Here is a 15,040-nt window from a genome sequence, read left to right as displayed (position 1 = left end):
CGGCATGCGATCCCCGCGCACGCCGCCCCCCTGAGTACCCATGGGTGACTGATCGCGTAGATAGTCGCTGGCAGGCGTGCTGTGGGGACGGTTGAATGTCGTGGTGCGCAACTACTGGACACCCGCGCACGAAGCGGTCGAGCAGGACGACGCTGAGGCCCTGGCCCGGTTGCTGGCCGCTGGTGGTGATCCCGACGAGGTGTTCAGCAACATGACGCTGCTGACGCACGCGATCGACGTTGAGGGTGACGGGGCCCTGCAGAGCGGTCAGCGGCTCACTGTGCACACCACGGCCGTGTTGCTGGCCTTCGGGGCTGATCCGGAACTCGCGGACCCAGACGGCCACACCCCCATGGACATGGCCAATCACTACGGACACGACCTGGCGATGAAGCTGCTGCAAGCCCATATCAGCGGACGAGCCGCCGAGAACAGCTGAGGGCACAAGCGATGCTCGTGAAGGCGGGGAAGTGATCGGCCTTGCGCTCATAGCGGCGGTGGAGGCGGCGGCCGGCGAGCCAGGACATGGGGCGCTCGACGGTCCAGCAGTGGCGGCCGAGCCGCTGCGAGGTCTCGATCGCCTTGCTACGAACGCGAGGCCGAACGCTTCCTCACCTTCGTCGGCACCGCCCCAGCTCTCATCGAGCGACCGCCGATCGGCCACCGTGCTCAGGGCCGGAGCTGGTTTTGCTGCACGTCGAAGCAGACCAGCATCACATGTGTCACATGTGCCGCGTAGGCCGAGGCTTCCTCGGCCCTCCTCCAGTCCATCCTGAAGCAGATGAGCGGACCACTCGCACAGTCGATCAGCGGTCCGACCGGCCAGGGCGGGGTCCCCGCCTTGTCCTCAGTGACGTCGCACCACCGCTCAAGAAGTGCGGTGACGTAGTCCGCGATGCTCCCGGACGGAGGCTCCTGGGTCTCACCGTCGAGATAGCGGTCGTACAAGTCGTTGAAGACACAGCCGGCGGTCCTTTCATCCGCCGGCCGGTCACCTTCCCAGACGGCCAGGTCATAGCTCATGTCCGGAGGCTTTCACGACGTCTTACGACTCTTTGAGGTGGTGGCCTTGACCTGGTCAGCTGTCGCTGCCCTGCACGGGGCCGCCGAGTAGCGGGAGGCAGTCGGCCGCGCAATCGCCGGCGATGATTCCGGCGGCGCGGACGGTCATCCGGATCCTGGCCGCCATGGATGAGGTCCAGGTCGTCGTCGCCCACTCCCAGCGCGCGACCCTGCGCGTCGGTGACGTGTTCTTGAAGGTGGACGCCGATCAGGCGCGCACCGACGTCGAGGTCGAGGCGATGGCCCTGGCCCCGCTCCCGATCCTGCAGGTCCTGTGGCGCTGGCCGCCGGTGCTCGCGATCACCGCAATCCCCGGGAGAGCGCTCGGCCGCCTCGGCGAGCGGTCGACCGCGTCGCCGACGGCGTGGGCTGCGGCGGGTGCCGCCCTCCGGACGTTGCACGACGCGCCGTTGCCGCCCTGGCCCGGCCGGAGCGGTCGGGGCCTTGACGAGTTGGCGGCGGATCTCGACGGCGAGTGCGAGTGGCTCGTGACGAACGGTGTCCTGCCCGCCGGCCTGGTCACCCGCAACCGCCAGATCGCCCGAGTCCGCGCTGCGGCCACGGATTGCTGTGTTCGCCCACGGCGACCTGCAGATCACTCACGTGTTCGCCGACGGCAACGAGATCACCGGCCTCATCGACCGGTTCGAGGCAGGCCAAGGGGATGCCTTGTTCGACCTCGCCACCTTGACACTCGGACACGCCGAGCACCTCGACGACGTCGTCGCCGGCTACGGCACCGACGTCGACCTCGACGTGATCCGCGCGTGGTGGTCGGTGCGATGCCTGCTGGCCATTCGCTGGCTGACCGAGCACGGCTTCGACCCGTTCGCGCCGGGCTGCGGAGTCGACGTGCTCAGATCCCGGATGTGAAACCGCGCGGTCAGCCCGGGCGCACCGAGTGGTTCTGGCGCATCCAGCCGCCATCTACTGAGGCGAGTTGTCTGCCACACTCCGGGCACGGTGTGGTGCGAAATCGTCACCAGGCGAGTGGGATGCCGTGCGCCGTCCGGGGCAGAGGAACTGCGACCGTGCACGAAGAGGTCAGCCGGCTCCGACGAAGATACGCGTCTGTCAGTGGCGCCTCGTACGGTCCTGCCATGGGTATCACCTCGGCCTGGTCCGTCAGCGCCCACGACGACGACTTCATCAGCGCTCTGGGCCCGCGGCTGCTCCCGCTGATCGGTGCTGAGCGGGAGCAGCCGTTCGCACGAGAACGCTGGGAGCGCTGGCGCCGGGAGCCCCTGCCGGACTTCAGAACCTGGTGGGAGCACTCCGGTCAGGCCCGCCGAAGCGAGGCGGACGCGCTGGAGTCCTTCCTGGAGCTGACCGCTTCCGGGGAGCACGTGCAGAAGCTGTACGACGGCCTGCCGCCCGACGACTTCTCCCTGCTCAACGGTGTGTGGGATCGGATCGCCGACGCGGAAGACATCTTCCTTTCCGTCCAGAGCAAGGAGTACGCGCTGAGATCCTTCTTCCACGCCATCGGCCCCGCCCGGGCCATCCTCCTGCCCGGCTGGTGCGGCAACTTCCTCCTCACCTCCTCCCAGGTGCGTGAGACGCTTCCCGCCGTCGAGCAGGCGCTTGGCTTCACGGCGAAAGAACGTGCGCAGGCCGAGGACCAGGACTGGCTGGACTACGGCGACGGCGAGGAGAGCGTCCTGGACGGTCCGCTGCGGATGTGGCGGCAGGCCGCGGCGGACGCACGCGGGCTGTGCGGGGTGTCCGTCACCATCTACTGAGTTGGGCTGCCTATCTCAGCAGGTCGGGTGTTGCCGGCCGTGCCGGTGCGGGCCGGGCGGAGGTTGCCGGCGCAGCGGCGAGATCGGCGGCAGGAGGGTGGCGCGTTCGGCGGCGGTGCGGGCCCGCGTCTGTTCCAGGCGGCGTTGGACGCGGGCGTGGGTGTACAGGTCGATCGCGTCGGTGAGATGAGGTGGTCCCAGTCCTCGCCGTCCAGGCCCGCCGGGCGCGGGCCGAGGACTTCGGGGCCGGCGCGGTGGCGGCGGCGCCGATACTCGTTGATGGCGGTGAGCAGCTTGGTGTAGGTGCGCTGTTCGTCCTCGGCGTCGCCGGGGGCGGTGATCTCCCCCATTCACGCTTCCGGCAGCGGTTCGCCGGCGCGGACGGCGGCCCGGGCGCGCCGCGCGAGGCGCGCGTCCACGGCGCCGTTGGGCAGCGGGGCGACGCCGAAGGGGTCGCGCAGGGCTGGGTGGTCGGGCAGGGGTCCGCCGGGCGGCGGCGCATCGAGGTGACCCAGGGCCGCCTCGATCACGGCTGAGGCGGGCGCGTCCGGCGGCGGGAGCAGCACCGGGCGGCGCCGTCCCGTCAGGGCACGCACCCGGGCGTCCAGGTCCCAGGCGGCCGCGTCCCCCGGATCGGCCGGGCGCGGGCCCAGTCCGGGCACTGCGGTGATGGCGTGGCGGGTGCGCCACAGCTCACCAGCGCGGCGGTGGTGGCCCACACGTGACGGCGCCGGGGGGAGCTGGTGGGCGGCGGATTCCCGAGCGGGCGGGCCCATGGAGGTGGGAAGTCGGCCAGGGTGTGACCGCGGTCGGCGAGCGAGCGGGCCAGGATGCGGTGGCGTTCGGCGAGGTGCACGCGTCAGTGCTCGGGGGTCTCGGGATGGACCAGGGCGTGCCGGTCGGCGACCCAGTCGGGTAGCTCACCGCGATGGTAGGGCCGGTGCGGGGCATGGTCGGGCAGACGCTCCCGGAAGCGGAGTTCGGCATGGATCTTGTCGGAGACGGCGTCGGTGCGGGTCAGCGCGGCACGCGCGAAGTGCCGGCGCTGGTGGGTGGTAGCGCGCCGCGTCTTCAGGGTGCGGCGGATCGCGGCCAGTGAAGCGTCGCCGGGCGCCGCGCCGGTGGTGGCCCGCTCGCGCTGGAAGTCCTCGCGTGCGGCGTCGCGCCAGATAAGGGCGCGGCGCAGCTGGGCCTCGCGGGTGAGGTCGGCGATCACGTGCCGGGCGGTGTCGGTGAGCGGGGTGTTGTTCGCCTGGGCGCGGCGGATCTGGGCGCGCACGGTGGCCAGTTGGGCGGCGAGCTCGCGGCGGGAGAGGTCGCCCATCGGCCGCTGGTCCCATGCGGGGTGGGTATGGCCGGTGCGGGTGGTGAGGGGGCGGGCAGGTGGGTGAGGGCGGCGCCGGCGGCCTTGAGTGCCTCGCGGGCGGTGGCCCGGTGGGAGGCGGCGATCCGGTTCAGAGTGTGCAGCTGGGCCAGCGTGAGCACTGCGAGCGAGCGGGGCCTCCTCTCCTGCTGGGCTTCGGCGGCATCCTGCAGGCGCTGGCGCAGCCGCCAGGTCAGTACCGCCGAGGGTCGTCCGCGTCGCCGAGGCCGCGCCGGCGTACGGTGTTTCCCAGCAGCCGGGGCAGGTCGAACCCGGCCCGCTCGGCGTCGTATAGCGGGCGTATCAGGCCGGGTAGGCGTCGGCGGCCATGAACGTCGCGGCCCGGCGGGCGCCCTGGGTGCGCTCGAGCAGGCCGGTCAGCCGGGCGGTGATGGCACGCTCGGCGACGTCGGCGAACTCCGCCGACAACTGCCCCGGCGCGGCGGTCTGCTGCTGGAGCGCGGCGATCGACTCGGTCGCCGACAACTGGGCGCGACGGCGCGCGGCAATCGTCGCGAGGACGGAAGAGCGCGGTTCCAATCGAACCCCATGCTGATCCCTCCGATATGTTCTTCCGGGATCGCGCCGGCGGGTCCCACGGGTATTCGGGCACAGCAGGCACCGCAGTAAGGCGACGCCGTTCAGCGGCTGTCACACCGAGACGGACGTATCTTTGGGTTGTACCTCCGGGGTTGCCGACAGCTCCCCCGGAGGCCCCCATCTTTCAGGCCTTGGCCGCCGCGACCTGCCGCGCCCGGCCGGACAATTCCTTCACCGCGCGCGTCTTGGCGTACGGCGCGAGCTCCGTGCGCATCGTGGTGAAGCGATCGTCTCCGCGGCCGGACGAGACGTGCTCGCCACCTCCGGCCGGCCCCGCGGATGTCCGAGGCGCCCGCTACGATGCCGGGAGTACCTTCGGGCAACCGCGCCGCGCCCGGTCCACAACCCCGGCGCCCACACCGCCGCAAGGGGACCGCAGACGCCTTACAGTAGCGCGGGCGGTACGGTTCTCGGACGTGCCGCGAGTTCGAACGCGGTCGGTGAAGCCCCGGTCGAGGACTTCCAGTCCGAGCCCAATCTCCCCGAACGGTGATTGGCCGAATCCTGACGTTCAAAATTTTCACAAGGCGTGCCGGGCCGAAGACCAAGTCCATGAATGTCCGCCTTCGCACCGCCGCAGGGCGGCGCCGCAAGCGGTGAACCTGCCACCACACACGTGTCTTGTGATACTTGTTTCGCGACGAAGTGCATTCCTGGCCAGCCGCGCGCATCGCCCGGGTATTCTCACCTCGCCCGGTGGCTAGCATGAACGGCGACCCACACCCGGAAGGGCACCGGCCTTCGGCCGCCCTTCCGCGGCATCAGCGATGCTCATCGTTCACACAACCCCCGTATGCACAGACCGAGGGACCGCGGAATGCCAATGCCAGCTCGCTCCCGTCAGCGCCGAAGCGCGGAAAGGGCTGCGTCCGCTTCGCCGTTCGCACCGACCGCGACCCTGATCCTCACCGCCGCGGGCGCCGCTGCCGCGGTCGCCCTCGCTCCCGCGGAAGGCCGGCGCTGGGTGTTGGGCACGGTGGTCGTCGCCTGGGTGTGCATCGCCGTGGTGGTCGGCCGGGCCTCGGCCCTGCTACGCCGGGCCAACCGGCGCGCCGCCGCGCAGGGCGGCGAACTGGAGACGGCCAGGAGCGCATGGCAGCACCAGGTCGCCGAGACCTCCCGGCTCGTCGACGTGATCCTGCCGGACGTCACCCGGCAGGTGCGCGGCGGCGGCGACGCCAAGCAGGTGTTGTCGGCCGTTGCCCTTCCTTCCGACCCGCACCTGCAGCAGTTGCTGCGCATGGTCGCCGGCGAGCTGTCCGCGTCGGTCGAACGCGCCCGTGAGGCCGAGGCTGGGCTCGAAGGCGTACGCGAACGGCTCGAGCGGGGCACGGCCGAGCTGAGGCGTCTGACCGAGGAAACGCTTCCCGCCGCCGTCGCCCTGCTGCGGGAGGGCGGCTCCGCCGACACCGTGTTCGCTCGGTTCGACTGGCCGCAGGACGCCCTGCTGCGGTCGGCGGCCGAACGCTTGATACGCGAACTGGCCTACAGCGAGCGGCGTTCCGCCGCCGCGCAGGCCACGTCCGCCAAGGCCCTCAGCCGGGTCCAGGCCAAGACCGTCAGCATGCTCGCCGATCTGCGTGAGATGCAGGAACGGCATGGCGAGGAGGTCTTCGGCGACCTGCTGCGTCTGGACCACAGCACCTCGCAGCTCGGTCTGATGACCGACCGGCTCGCCCTGCTGATGGACGGCCGCTCCAGCCGCGTGTGGAACAAGCCCATCGTCATGGAGAGCATCCTGCGGGGCGCCGTCGGCCGGATCGACGCTTACCGGCGGGTGCGTCTGCACTCCTCCAGCAGGGCCGCGATCAGCGGTTTCGCGGCGGAGGGCGTCATGCACCTGCTGGCCGAACTCATGGACAACGCGGCGAACTTCTCGCCTCCCGTCGACGAGGTCCACGTCTACGTGGAGGAACGCAGCGCCGGCCTCGTGGTCACCATCGAGGACAGCGGCCTGAAGATGTCCGACGCGGCCATGCGGCGGGCGGTCGAGTCCGTGTCCGGCCGCGTCACCGACCTCGCCTCGCTGCAGGGCACCCGAGTCGGTCTGAGCGTGGTGGGGCGACTCGCCGTCAAGTACGGCATCAGCGTCAGTTACCGGCCCTCCTCGCGCGGTGGCACGGGCGTCGTCGTCCTGATCCCGCCGCAGCTGATCGCCCAGCGGCACGAGCCCGTCACGGCCGAGCGACCGCGGCAGGCCGCGTCGGCTCCCCGGACGCCCGCGGACAGGCCCCGGGCGGTGCGGTCGGCACCGGCCGCACCGCTCTCCACGGCCGCAACCACGCCGACGTCCACGGCCGCAACCACGCCGACGTCCACGGCCGCAACCACGCCGACGTCCACGTCGTCCGAGTCCGCCGGGCGGGGTGGGGCCACTCCCAATGGACTGCCGATCCGGTCCCCGGGCCGCGCCATGGCCGAGGCGGAGCGCATCCGACACAAGCCGGCCGCTCAGAAGCCCGCCGATCCAGGCGAGTCCGGTCCCGCCCGCGACGCGGGAACCCGGTTCGGCGCCTTCCACCTCGGTCGGCGACGCGCCGGCGGCGCCCCGCCCGATGAGGACGCGCGCAGCACCGCCCCCGAGGCCTGAGACCGGCCCCCCTTCCTCGGCAGGGCCCAGCAGCCCATCACCCCGACACCGAATCGCCGCACTTCGCTGGATTGGAGGCACGGGGGCGGGTGGTGACCTCATCGGTCCCCCTCCCGCCCCCACCCATCATGGAGACCACCGACAACAGCCTCACCTGGCTCCTGAAGAACCTGCTGGAACGCACGCCGGGCACACGCCATGCGCTCGTGCTGTCCCGCGACGGTCTGAAACTGTGCTGGACGGAACACATGACCGTCGACCAGGCCGACCAGCTGGCGGCCATCTGTTCCGGCATGCAGGCACTGTCCCAGGGCGCCTCCGTGGAGTTCGGCGACGGATCGGGCGGCGTCCGGCACTCGATGACCGCGTTCCACGGCGGCCTTCTGTTCATCGTGGAGGCGGGCGAGGGCGCGCACCTCGCGGTCGTCGCGCAGGAGAGCGCCGACCCGGGCGTCGTGGGCCACCAGATGACCGAACTGGTCGAACAGATCGGCGACCATCTGCGGGCCGAGCCCCGTCAGCCCGTCGACCGGGGCGCCCCGGCGTGATACGCAAGCCCGTGGATCTCGGCGACCCCGACCGGCTGTACATGGTCACGGGGGGCCGGAGCGAAACCGATTCGTCCCTCGACCTGGTGACGCTGATCGTCAGCGAGTGCGAGCCCACCACCGGCATGCAGTCGGAGCACGTCCGCATCCTCGAGCTGTGCCGGCATCCCACCGCGGTGGTGGAGATCGCCGCCGAACTGAGGCTCCCCATCACTGTGGTGCGCATCCTGCTCGACGACCTGTGCGCCCTGGGCAAGGTCAGCGCCCGTCACCCGCGTGCGGCCGCGTCCGTCGCGGGCCTTCCAGAAACCGCCCTGCTCCAGGAGGTGCTTCATGGGCTCCGCAACCTCTGAGCTGCCCTCCCAGCGCACACCGCTGACCGAAACGGCCGAGACCGGTCTCAAGATCGTCGTCGTGGGCGGCTTCGGAGTCGGCAAGACCACTCTCGTGCGCTCGGTCAGCGAGATCCGCCCCCTGAACACCGAGGAGGTGATGACCCAGGCGGGACAGGGCATAGACGAGACGACGGGGGTGGAACGCAAGACCACCACGACCGTCGCCTTCGACTTCGGCCGCATCAGTCTCAACGAGCGCATGGTGCTCTACCTGTTCGGCGCGCCCGGCCAGGAGCGCTTCTGGTTCCTCTGGGACCGCCTGTTCTCCGGCACCCTCGGCGCGGTCGTCCTCGTCGACACCCGCCGCATGGAGGACTGCTGGTACGCCATAGACCGGCTCGAGCACCACGGCACGCCGTTCGTGGTGGCGGTCAACCGCTTCGACGACGACGCGAAACGGTTCACTCTCGACGAGGTCCGTCAGGCACTCGCCCTGGGCGAGCACGTGCCCATGATCGAGTGCGACGCCCGCGTCCGGGCGTCGGGCAAGGAGGTCCTCATCGCTCTGGTGGACCACCTGTACACACGTGCACTGGCCAAGGAGAGCACAGCGTGAGCGACACGACCGGTTTCCCGTCCATGGACGCCCCTCCCCCGGGCTGCCCCGCGCACGGCTCCGCCGTGCACCTGGCCGGACTGGAGTACCAGCAGACGCCTGCGCAGCTCTACCGTTCCCTGCGCCGGGAGCACGGAGCGGTCGCGCCGGTGCTGCTCGACGGCGACATCCCGGCCTGGCTGGTGCTCGGCTACCCCGAGGTCTGCTACGTGACGGCCCATGACGAGCTGTTCGCGCGGGACTCCCGCCGCTGGAACCAGTGGGAGCGCATCCCGCCCGACTGGCCTTTGCTGCCGTACGTCGGGTACCAGCCGTCGGTGCTCTTCACCGAGGGCGCTGAGCACCAGCGCCGGGCGGACGTGATCACCCAGGCCCTGGAGGGGGTGGACCAGTTCGAGCTGGCCCGGGAGTGCCAGCTGATCGCCGCGCGGCTGGTCTCCTCCTTCTCCGGCAGCGGCCGGGCGGAGCTGATGAGCATGTACGCGCACGCGCTGCCCGCCCGCGGCGTGCTGTGGATGTGCGGCATGCCGGTGGGCGACGCGGACACCGAGCGCCTCGTCGACGACCTGCGCATCTCCCTGGACGCCCGGGAAGGCGACGACCCGGTGGCCGCGTACACCCGTGTCGGCGAGCGCATCATGCGGCTGGTGAAGGAGAAACGGGAGCGTCCCGGCCCGGACGTCACCTCCCGCATGCTTCTCCATCCCGCGGGACTCAGCGACGAGGAGATCGTGCAGGATCTGATCTCCGTCATCGCCGCCGCGCAGCAGCCGACCGCGAACTGGATCTGCAACACCCTGCGTCTGCTGCTGACCGACGAGCGTTTCGCGGTCAACGTCTCCGGCGGCCGGGTCAGCGTCGGGGAGGCGCTGAACGAGGTTCTGTGGCTGGACACACCGACGCAGAACTTCATCGGCCGCTGGGCCGTGCGCGACACACAACTGGGCGGGCGCCACATCCGGGAAGGCGACTGCCTCGTGCTCGGCCTGGCGGCGGCCAACACCGACCCGCAGATCTGGCCGGACCAGCACGCGGGCTCCGGCAACTCCGCACACCTCTCCTTCAGCAACGGCGAGCACCGCTGTCCGTATCCCGCGCCGCTGCTGGCGGACGTCATGGCGCGCACGGCGGTGGAAACCCTGCTCGAACACCTTCCCGACCTCGTACTGGCGGTGGAGCCCAGGGAGCTGACCTGGCGTCCCTCGATCTGGATGCGCGGCCTGGAGTCGCTGCCGGTCGAGTTCACCCCGTCCGTGAACTAGGGATTCGCGGACCGCGCCCGGCCGTCCCCCCGCGCACCGGGCGGGTCCCGGGCGCGAAGGGAACCAGTCCGTCAGGCCGTGACCGGCGCGAAGCGCACGGGCAGTGTCTTCGGGCCCCGGGTGAAGACCCCGTGCTCGACGAGCTCATGTCCCTCCGCGAGACGCAGGTCGGGCATGGCGTCCAGCAACTGGTTCAGTCCCACCTCGACCTCCGCCTTGGCCAGGAGCGCTCCCACGCAGAAGTGCCGGCCCAGCGCGAAGGCGAGGTGGTCGGCGGCGGCGGAGAAGGCGGAGGTCGTGGTGAGGTCGTCGCGGAAGATGTCGAACCGGTCGGGGTCCCGGTAGCGCCGCTCGTCCCGGTTCGCGGCGCCGATGAGACAGGTGACCGTGGCGCCCGCCGGGATGGTGCCACCGGTGACCTCCACCTCGGTCGCCGACTGCCGCATGATCATATGGACCGGCGGTGTGTAGCGGAGGGTCTCCGCGAAAGCGGCGGGTATCAGGCTGCGGTCCGCACGGACGGCCGCGAGCTGGTCGGGATGGCTCAGTAGATTCGCCAGGATGCCGGCTATCGCCTTGTCGGTGGTCTCGCCCCCCGCCGCGAGCAGCAGGCTGCAGAAGGCTTTGATGTCCTCGTCGCTCATGCGCACCCCGTCCACTTCCGCGGCGCACAGGGTGGACAGCAGGTCGTTGCCCGGGGTGTCGCGCCGTTTCCGGATGACCGGGAGCATGTACTCGGCGAACTCCACGCGGGTGCGCTCACCGGCGGAGGCGACCTCGGGGTCGCCCGAGAGGTTGCCGAGGAAGGCGATGACGGCCGTGTACCAGCCGTGGAACCGCGCGTGGTCGGCCTTGTCCAGGCCAAGCATGTCCGCGATGACGTTGACCGGGAAACGGGTCGCGTAGTCGTTGACTATGTCGGCGGAGCCGGTGTGCCGGAAGGCGTCGATGAGTTCGCGCGAGTTGCGCTCGATGACCGGCAGGAACTTCTGCTGGAGGTCGCTGCCGCGGAACGCGGGGGCGACGAGTGCTCTGCGTACGGCGTGTTCGCGACCGCTGAGCTGGAGGATCGTCTTGCCGTGTACGGGTTCGAGCTGCCAGTCATAGTTGTCGGTGGTGAACTCGGCCTTCTTGTCCTTGAAGACGCGTTCGACGTCCTCGTAGCGGGAGATGACGTAACTCTTGGTGGCCTCGTGCCAGAGCAGGGGTTCCTGCTCCCGCATCACCGCGTAGGCCGGGTAGGGGTTCGCGGCGAACTCGGGCGACAGGATGTCCGGGAGGTGGTGGGCAGCGGACACGGAACTCCTCAAGTCAGATGCGTGACCGTCACCGCAAGGTTATGGATCTTCCACTCCCCCAAACAGTCCTCTGCGTACATGAGTTGTGTCCCGCGAGCGTACGAAGGAGGGAAGGCAGCAGTACGTCAGGACTCCTTGAAGACGAGCGCCGTCGGGACGGCGCTGGTGACGGTGACCGGCTTGGCGGACTGGTTCAGCAGCCGCACCCGCATGCCCCTTCCGGCGCCCAGGCGCTTCGTCAGAGACACGACGACGTACGAGTCGCCGGGCGTACCGATGACCTCGTGGATGGGGTGGCGATCTTGTGGGTGTCGCCCTGGTACTCGGACATGCGGGCCTGCACGACGTCCCCGATGGGCAGGCCGCTGAACGCCAGGGAGAAGCTGGCGGTGAAGCGGGCGGGGCCCTTGGCGAACACGCTGCTGCCGGCCATGTGCTGGCCGGCGGTGTCGTTCCACTCGCTGGTGAACTCGATCGAGTTCCACTGGCCGGGCTTGGGCGTGAACGGCTTCGCGTTGCCGAGGTTCAGGTGGTCGGGCATGTCGTCCTCCTTCGGGGGCTGGGTCTGGCCGTTGGCGCGCGCGACGATCCCGGGGAAGACGACCTCGCGGAACTGGCGCATGCGGGCGTCGCCGGGGCACGTGTGGCCGTCCGGGTTCCCTGCCGAGAACTGGCGGTGATAGCCGAAGCGCGGGTCGTCTGCCGACCGGCGCAGCCGCAGCGGGATGCCGTGCTCCCGGTGCACCCGGACACCGAGCCGGATCAGCGTCTCGACCTGCTCGCCGGTCCACGGGTCCGACGCCAGAAGGTCGGACGCGGAATCCAGCGAAATCGCGCCCGTGCCGTCCGGGCGCCGGTTCGCCGCCGCGTGCACATCGGCGCGGGTTTGCGCGCCGATGTACTGCGCCAGGCTGCCGTCGTAGCCCAGGCCGAAGTGCGACTCCCAGTTGGTCGAGTCGCGCCAGTACTCGTACGTCCGCTCGGGCGTCCACGGCGCGACGATGCCGTGCACGATGAACTGCGTGGGCCGGATCGCCGGCTGCGCGTCGCTCTCGGGGCTGGAAGCTCCAGCTTCTTCGCGAACGGGCACCAGGACATCAGTGGCCCCCGTCCGGGTCGGTGCCGGTCGGGGTGTCCGGCTCGTGGTCCGCCGTCCGGTAGCCGTCAGCCGCTGCACGACAGACGCCGGCAGGCCCAGCTGCGCCAGCGCGTCGTGCGCGGGCTTCGCCTCGGCCTGCTCCGCCGCCTGCGCGGCGGCCCTCTCCTGATCGCGCACGGCATTGGCTGCCGCCTGCGCGGCCTGGTAGGAGGCATGGTCCAGCGGTGTCGCGTCCTCCGGGGCCTCCAGGTGGACGCCGTCGCTCGCCTCCTCTTGTACGAGGCTGCCGCCCGCGGTGCGGTAGTAGATCGTGGGCACACCGACTTTGTTATCAGTGGTCGACTGCTGCTGGAAGAAGGTGCGGCCTCGCGGCTCGGAGCGCAGCACGCCCGATGGGTCGCAGAACACCCGGCCGGCGTTGGCGTCCAGGTCACACGGGAAGTCCCACGTGCCCGTCCGCGCCCGCACCGGAGCACTCGCCGAGCCGTCGCCGGTACGACCACAGCCCGTCGAAACCGTGACGGCACCGGTCGGCACGTACAGGCAGCCGCTCGGGTCCAGGACGAGGTTGTTGCCCGCGTCCGTCGACACGTGCGCGCCGCCGACGCCCGTGGCCGGGTCGTACGTCGCGCCCGGCCCGCCGAGATACAGGGCCGCACGTCCGCGCAGTCCACATGCGCGCTGATGACGATCGGATTGGCGGTACTGCCGCCGCCCGTGACCGTCGTGTTGTCGCCGGCGACGATGACGCACTTGCAGCCGTCGCCGCCGCATTGACACCTGGCCAAGATGCTTCCCGCCTCTCGGGGATCCTGGCCCGGCTCACAACCAGCGGCTCGCAGAAGTTTAGCCCGCACGCATGTACGAGCAGGCGCCCGCGAGGACTATCCGTACAGCTCGATCACCACCAAGCCGCCGCCGTCCGCGCCGTTCTCGACCGCACCGTAGGAGACCGGACCGCCCGCGCCACCGCCCCAGCCGCAGGCCGCCGTTCCTGGACCCTCAGTCGACCGGGAGAGGCCGCCGAACCCCAGTCGGCTGTCGCCGCCGGCCCCGCCAGGTCTGACGACGCACTGCCCCGATCCCGCGTTCGCGCCGGCTGAACCGCCGCCCGCACCCTGCACGATGACCCGCACGCGGGCCAGCCATGGGTAGTCGCTCCTCTTGAAGGTGCAGGTGCCGGGCCGGCCGTAGGTGAGGATCTTTCCGCAGGCCCAGGGAGCCGGGGACCATCGTCAGCTGACCGCCGGCGTAGATCTCGAAGTAGTTTCCGTCTGCGCAGGCTCTTGACACGGAACGACCCCACATGTCCGATTCCGTAGCCTGGCCCTCAACCAACGACTTCCGGTTCCAGCCCAGCCAGGGGCGCGAACCGCGAGGCCCTACGCGGGGACACCCGCCGCCATCGCGTGGACCTTCCCCCCGGCCCCAGCCGGTACCGCGGTCCGCTCGCCGATCAGGACGCCGGTCGGCTGCCACACCCTCACGGTGGCCTGAGTGGCGGTCACCGCTTCCAGGGTGACGAACAAGCCGCGCGCGTCGGCCGGGTCAGGGTCGACGGCGACCGCGGTGACGACCGGTGGCTGCGCGAACGGCCTGGCGTACCCCCAGGTTGCGCGCCCGTCAGCCGCGGTCGTGATGACGGCCGCAGCCGGCGGCGCGCGCCCTACGGACCTGCGGGCCCGACCGGACCGGCGGCCGGACCAGGCACTCCCTGCGGCCCGACGGGACCAACGGGCCCGACTGCACTGACAGGGCCGACGGGGCCGGCAGGACCAGCAGCACCGGCAGGGCCGGGATCGCCCTGCGGTCCTGCGGGGCCAGGCGGTCCCTGGTCTCCTTGCCGCCCGCGGCCCAGGCTGCCTCGTCACCCGTTGCGTCTCCCGCAGCACGCCCGCCATCGGGTTGTCCGGGATCAACCTCGTCGCCGGCCGGTACGCCATCAGTCCTCCGCACTGCTCACGGGCCCGAACTGGACCTTCACCTGCTCGCTCTCGCCATCCGCCGACACAGCCACACCGGTGATCTTCATCCGCTGTGAGATGTTCCGGCACGTCGCTGTCGTCGTGACGTCCACACACCAGTCCGGCACCAGGCGCGCGACGTCGACCCCGGCCTCCGGCGACAGCGTCACCTCCTGCGAGTCCAGGTGGACCGGCACCGGCAGCGACGCGTTCAACCGCGACAGCGCGGCAGCATCCGCTGAGGCCTGGTCCTTGGTGCTCGTGTCCTGGATGCTCCGCTCGATCAGACCGTAATGGGGGTTGGGGAGTTGGCCATGCCGCGGCAGGCCGGGGTCGAGGGGCGTCGCCATGCTGCGCGAGGGGGCCCTTTTAACGCACTCCGCCTCATCGCGTCCGCAGCGACACGCTGCTGGGCGGGGTGAGCGGGTGTCAGGGAATCACCTTGATGGCCCAATGGTATGTCAATCTGCTTATTACTCAGGGGATTTGCTGTGCCGCCAGCAGCTCGGGAGCGCGGCGTCCGGGTGTCGTGGGCACCCCATTCGGCCCCCTGGAACCAGA

The 15,040-nt window shown here is 70.7% G+C and carries 17 protein-coding genes and 2 pseudogenes; 8 read left to right on the top strand and 11 right to left on the bottom strand.

The genetic code is table 11. From position 1 onward, the window contains the following. Window positions 1-103 precede the first annotated feature (103 nt). Complete coding sequence (locus IE273_RS39455; RefSeq protein ID WP_189819969.1) at window positions 104-439, top strand: ankyrin repeat domain-containing protein; 336 nt, start codon at window positions 104-106, stop codon at window positions 437-439. Here the strand turns inward: IE273_RS39455 and IE273_RS39450 are convergent. Both IE273_RS39450 and IE273_RS39445 read right to left on the bottom strand, forming a co-directional pair. Beyond that, a pseudogene (locus IE273_RS39450) lies at window positions 411-569 on the bottom strand (IS5/IS1182 family transposase); the annotation flags it as partial. The gene IE273_RS39455 and the pseudogene IE273_RS39450 sit on opposite strands and share 29 nt — an antisense overlap. 100 nt (window positions 570-669) lie before the next feature. Then, complete coding sequence (locus tag IE273_RS39445; RefSeq protein ID WP_189819946.1) at window positions 670-1,023, bottom strand: hypothetical protein; 354 nt, start codon at window positions 1,021-1,023, stop codon at window positions 670-672. Between the two features lie 164 nt (window positions 1,024-1,187). On the opposite strand from IE273_RS39445, the pseudogene IE273_RS39440 reads away from it, so the two are divergent. Next, window positions 1,188-1,935 (top strand): annotated as a pseudogene (locus IE273_RS39440) (phosphotransferase). Between the two features lie 227 nt (window positions 1,936-2,162). Beyond that, window positions 2,163-2,804 (top strand): hypothetical protein, encoded by a 642-nt coding sequence (locus IE273_RS39435; RefSeq protein WP_189819945.1) that lies wholly within the window; start codon window positions 2,163-2,165, stop codon window positions 2,802-2,804. On the opposite strand, the gene IE273_RS44260 is transcribed toward IE273_RS39435, so the two are convergent. The 4 genes from IE273_RS44260 to IE273_RS44245 all read right to left on the bottom strand — a co-directional run bounded on the left by IE273_RS44260 (window position 2,798) and on the right by IE273_RS44245 (window position 4,707). Continuing rightward, a complete protein-coding gene (locus tag IE273_RS44260; RefSeq protein WP_229888023.1) occupies window positions 2,798-3,154 on the bottom strand; it encodes a hypothetical protein in 357 nt (118 codons plus the stop codon). The genes IE273_RS39435 and IE273_RS44260 overlap by 7 nt on opposite strands. Beyond that, window positions 3,155-3,466 carry a hypothetical protein gene (locus tag IE273_RS44255; RefSeq protein WP_229888022.1) on the bottom strand — a complete coding sequence of 104 codons (312 nt, stop codon included), beginning with the start codon at window positions 3,464-3,466 and terminating at the stop codon, window positions 3,155-3,157. Window positions 3,467-3,663: 197 nt separating this feature from the next. Beyond that, complete coding sequence (locus IE273_RS44250) at window positions 3,664-4,128, bottom strand: hypothetical protein (RefSeq protein ID WP_229888021.1); 465 nt, start codon at window positions 4,126-4,128, stop codon at window positions 3,664-3,666. Between the two features lie 342 nt (window positions 4,129-4,470). Next, a complete protein-coding gene (locus IE273_RS44245; RefSeq protein ID WP_229888020.1) occupies window positions 4,471-4,707 on the bottom strand; it encodes a hypothetical protein in 237 nt (78 codons plus the stop codon). 877 nt (window positions 4,708-5,584) lie between these two features. Between IE273_RS44245 and IE273_RS39420 the strand changes: the two genes are divergently transcribed. The 5 genes from IE273_RS39420 (at window position 5,585) to IE273_RS39400 (ending at window position 10,118) form a co-directional block, all read left to right on the top strand. Then, window positions 5,585-7,357 carry a sensor histidine kinase gene (locus IE273_RS39420; protein ID WP_189819944.1) on the top strand — a complete coding sequence of 591 codons (1,773 nt, stop codon included), beginning with the start codon at window positions 5,585-5,587 and terminating at the stop codon, window positions 7,355-7,357. 128 nt (window positions 7,358-7,485) lie between these two features. Beyond that, complete coding sequence (locus IE273_RS39415; protein ID WP_189819943.1) at window positions 7,486-7,905, top strand: roadblock/LC7 domain-containing protein; 420 nt, start codon at window positions 7,486-7,488, stop codon at window positions 7,903-7,905. Next, window positions 7,902-8,258: a DUF742 domain-containing protein gene (locus IE273_RS39410; protein ID WP_189819942.1), complete on the top strand. Its 357-nt coding sequence runs from the start codon at window positions 7,902-7,904 to the stop codon at window positions 8,256-8,258. The genes IE273_RS39415 and IE273_RS39410 overlap by 4 nt, the downstream gene beginning before the upstream one ends. Continuing rightward, complete coding sequence (locus IE273_RS39405; protein WP_189819941.1) at window positions 8,239-8,856, top strand: GTP-binding protein; 618 nt, start codon at window positions 8,239-8,241, stop codon at window positions 8,854-8,856. Before IE273_RS39410 ends, IE273_RS39405 begins: the two co-directional genes overlap by 20 nt. A gap of 23 nt (window positions 8,857-8,879) precedes the next feature. Beyond that, the gene (locus tag IE273_RS39400; protein ID WP_189819968.1) at window positions 8,880-10,118 is read left to right on the top strand and encodes a cytochrome P450; all 1,239 of its coding nucleotides are present in this window, start codon (window positions 8,880-8,882) and stop codon (window positions 10,116-10,118) included. Window positions 10,119-10,189: 71 nt separating this feature from the next. Here IE273_RS39400 and IE273_RS39395 read toward each other — a convergent pair whose 3' ends face one another. The 5 genes from IE273_RS39395 to IE273_RS39380 form a co-directional block, all read right to left on the bottom strand. Next, complete coding sequence (locus tag IE273_RS39395; protein ID WP_189819940.1) at window positions 10,190-11,416, bottom strand: cytochrome P450; 1,227 nt, start codon at window positions 11,414-11,416, stop codon at window positions 10,190-10,192. A 125-nt stretch (window positions 11,417-11,541) separates the two neighbouring features. After that, on the bottom strand, window positions 11,542-11,664 hold the full coding sequence (locus IE273_RS44855) for a hypothetical protein (RefSeq protein ID WP_268257542.1): 123 nt from the start codon (window positions 11,662-11,664) through the stop codon (window positions 11,542-11,544). After that, window positions 11,655-13,106 carry a peptidoglycan recognition protein family protein gene (locus IE273_RS44240; protein WP_229888018.1) on the bottom strand — a complete coding sequence of 484 codons (1,452 nt, stop codon included), beginning with the start codon at window positions 13,104-13,106 and terminating at the stop codon, window positions 11,655-11,657. The genes IE273_RS44855 and IE273_RS44240 overlap by 10 nt, the downstream gene beginning before the upstream one ends. Window positions 13,107-13,897: 791 nt before the next feature. Next, a complete protein-coding gene (locus tag IE273_RS44850; protein WP_268257541.1) occupies window positions 13,898-14,023 on the bottom strand; it encodes a hypothetical protein in 126 nt (41 codons plus the stop codon). Between the two features lie 434 nt (window positions 14,024-14,457). Next, window positions 14,458-14,829 carry a hypothetical protein gene (locus tag IE273_RS39380; RefSeq protein ID WP_189819939.1) on the bottom strand — a complete coding sequence of 124 codons (372 nt, stop codon included), beginning with the start codon at window positions 14,827-14,829 and terminating at the stop codon, window positions 14,458-14,460. Window positions 14,830-15,040 lie beyond the last annotated feature (211 nt).

It is taken from the genome of Streptomyces olivaceoviridis (assembly GCF_014650115.1).
GTDB classification, from domain to species: Bacteria; Actinomycetota; Actinomycetes; order Streptomycetales; family Streptomycetaceae; genus Streptomyces; species Streptomyces olivaceoviridis.
This window is presented reverse-complemented; position numbering and strand designations above follow the sequence as displayed.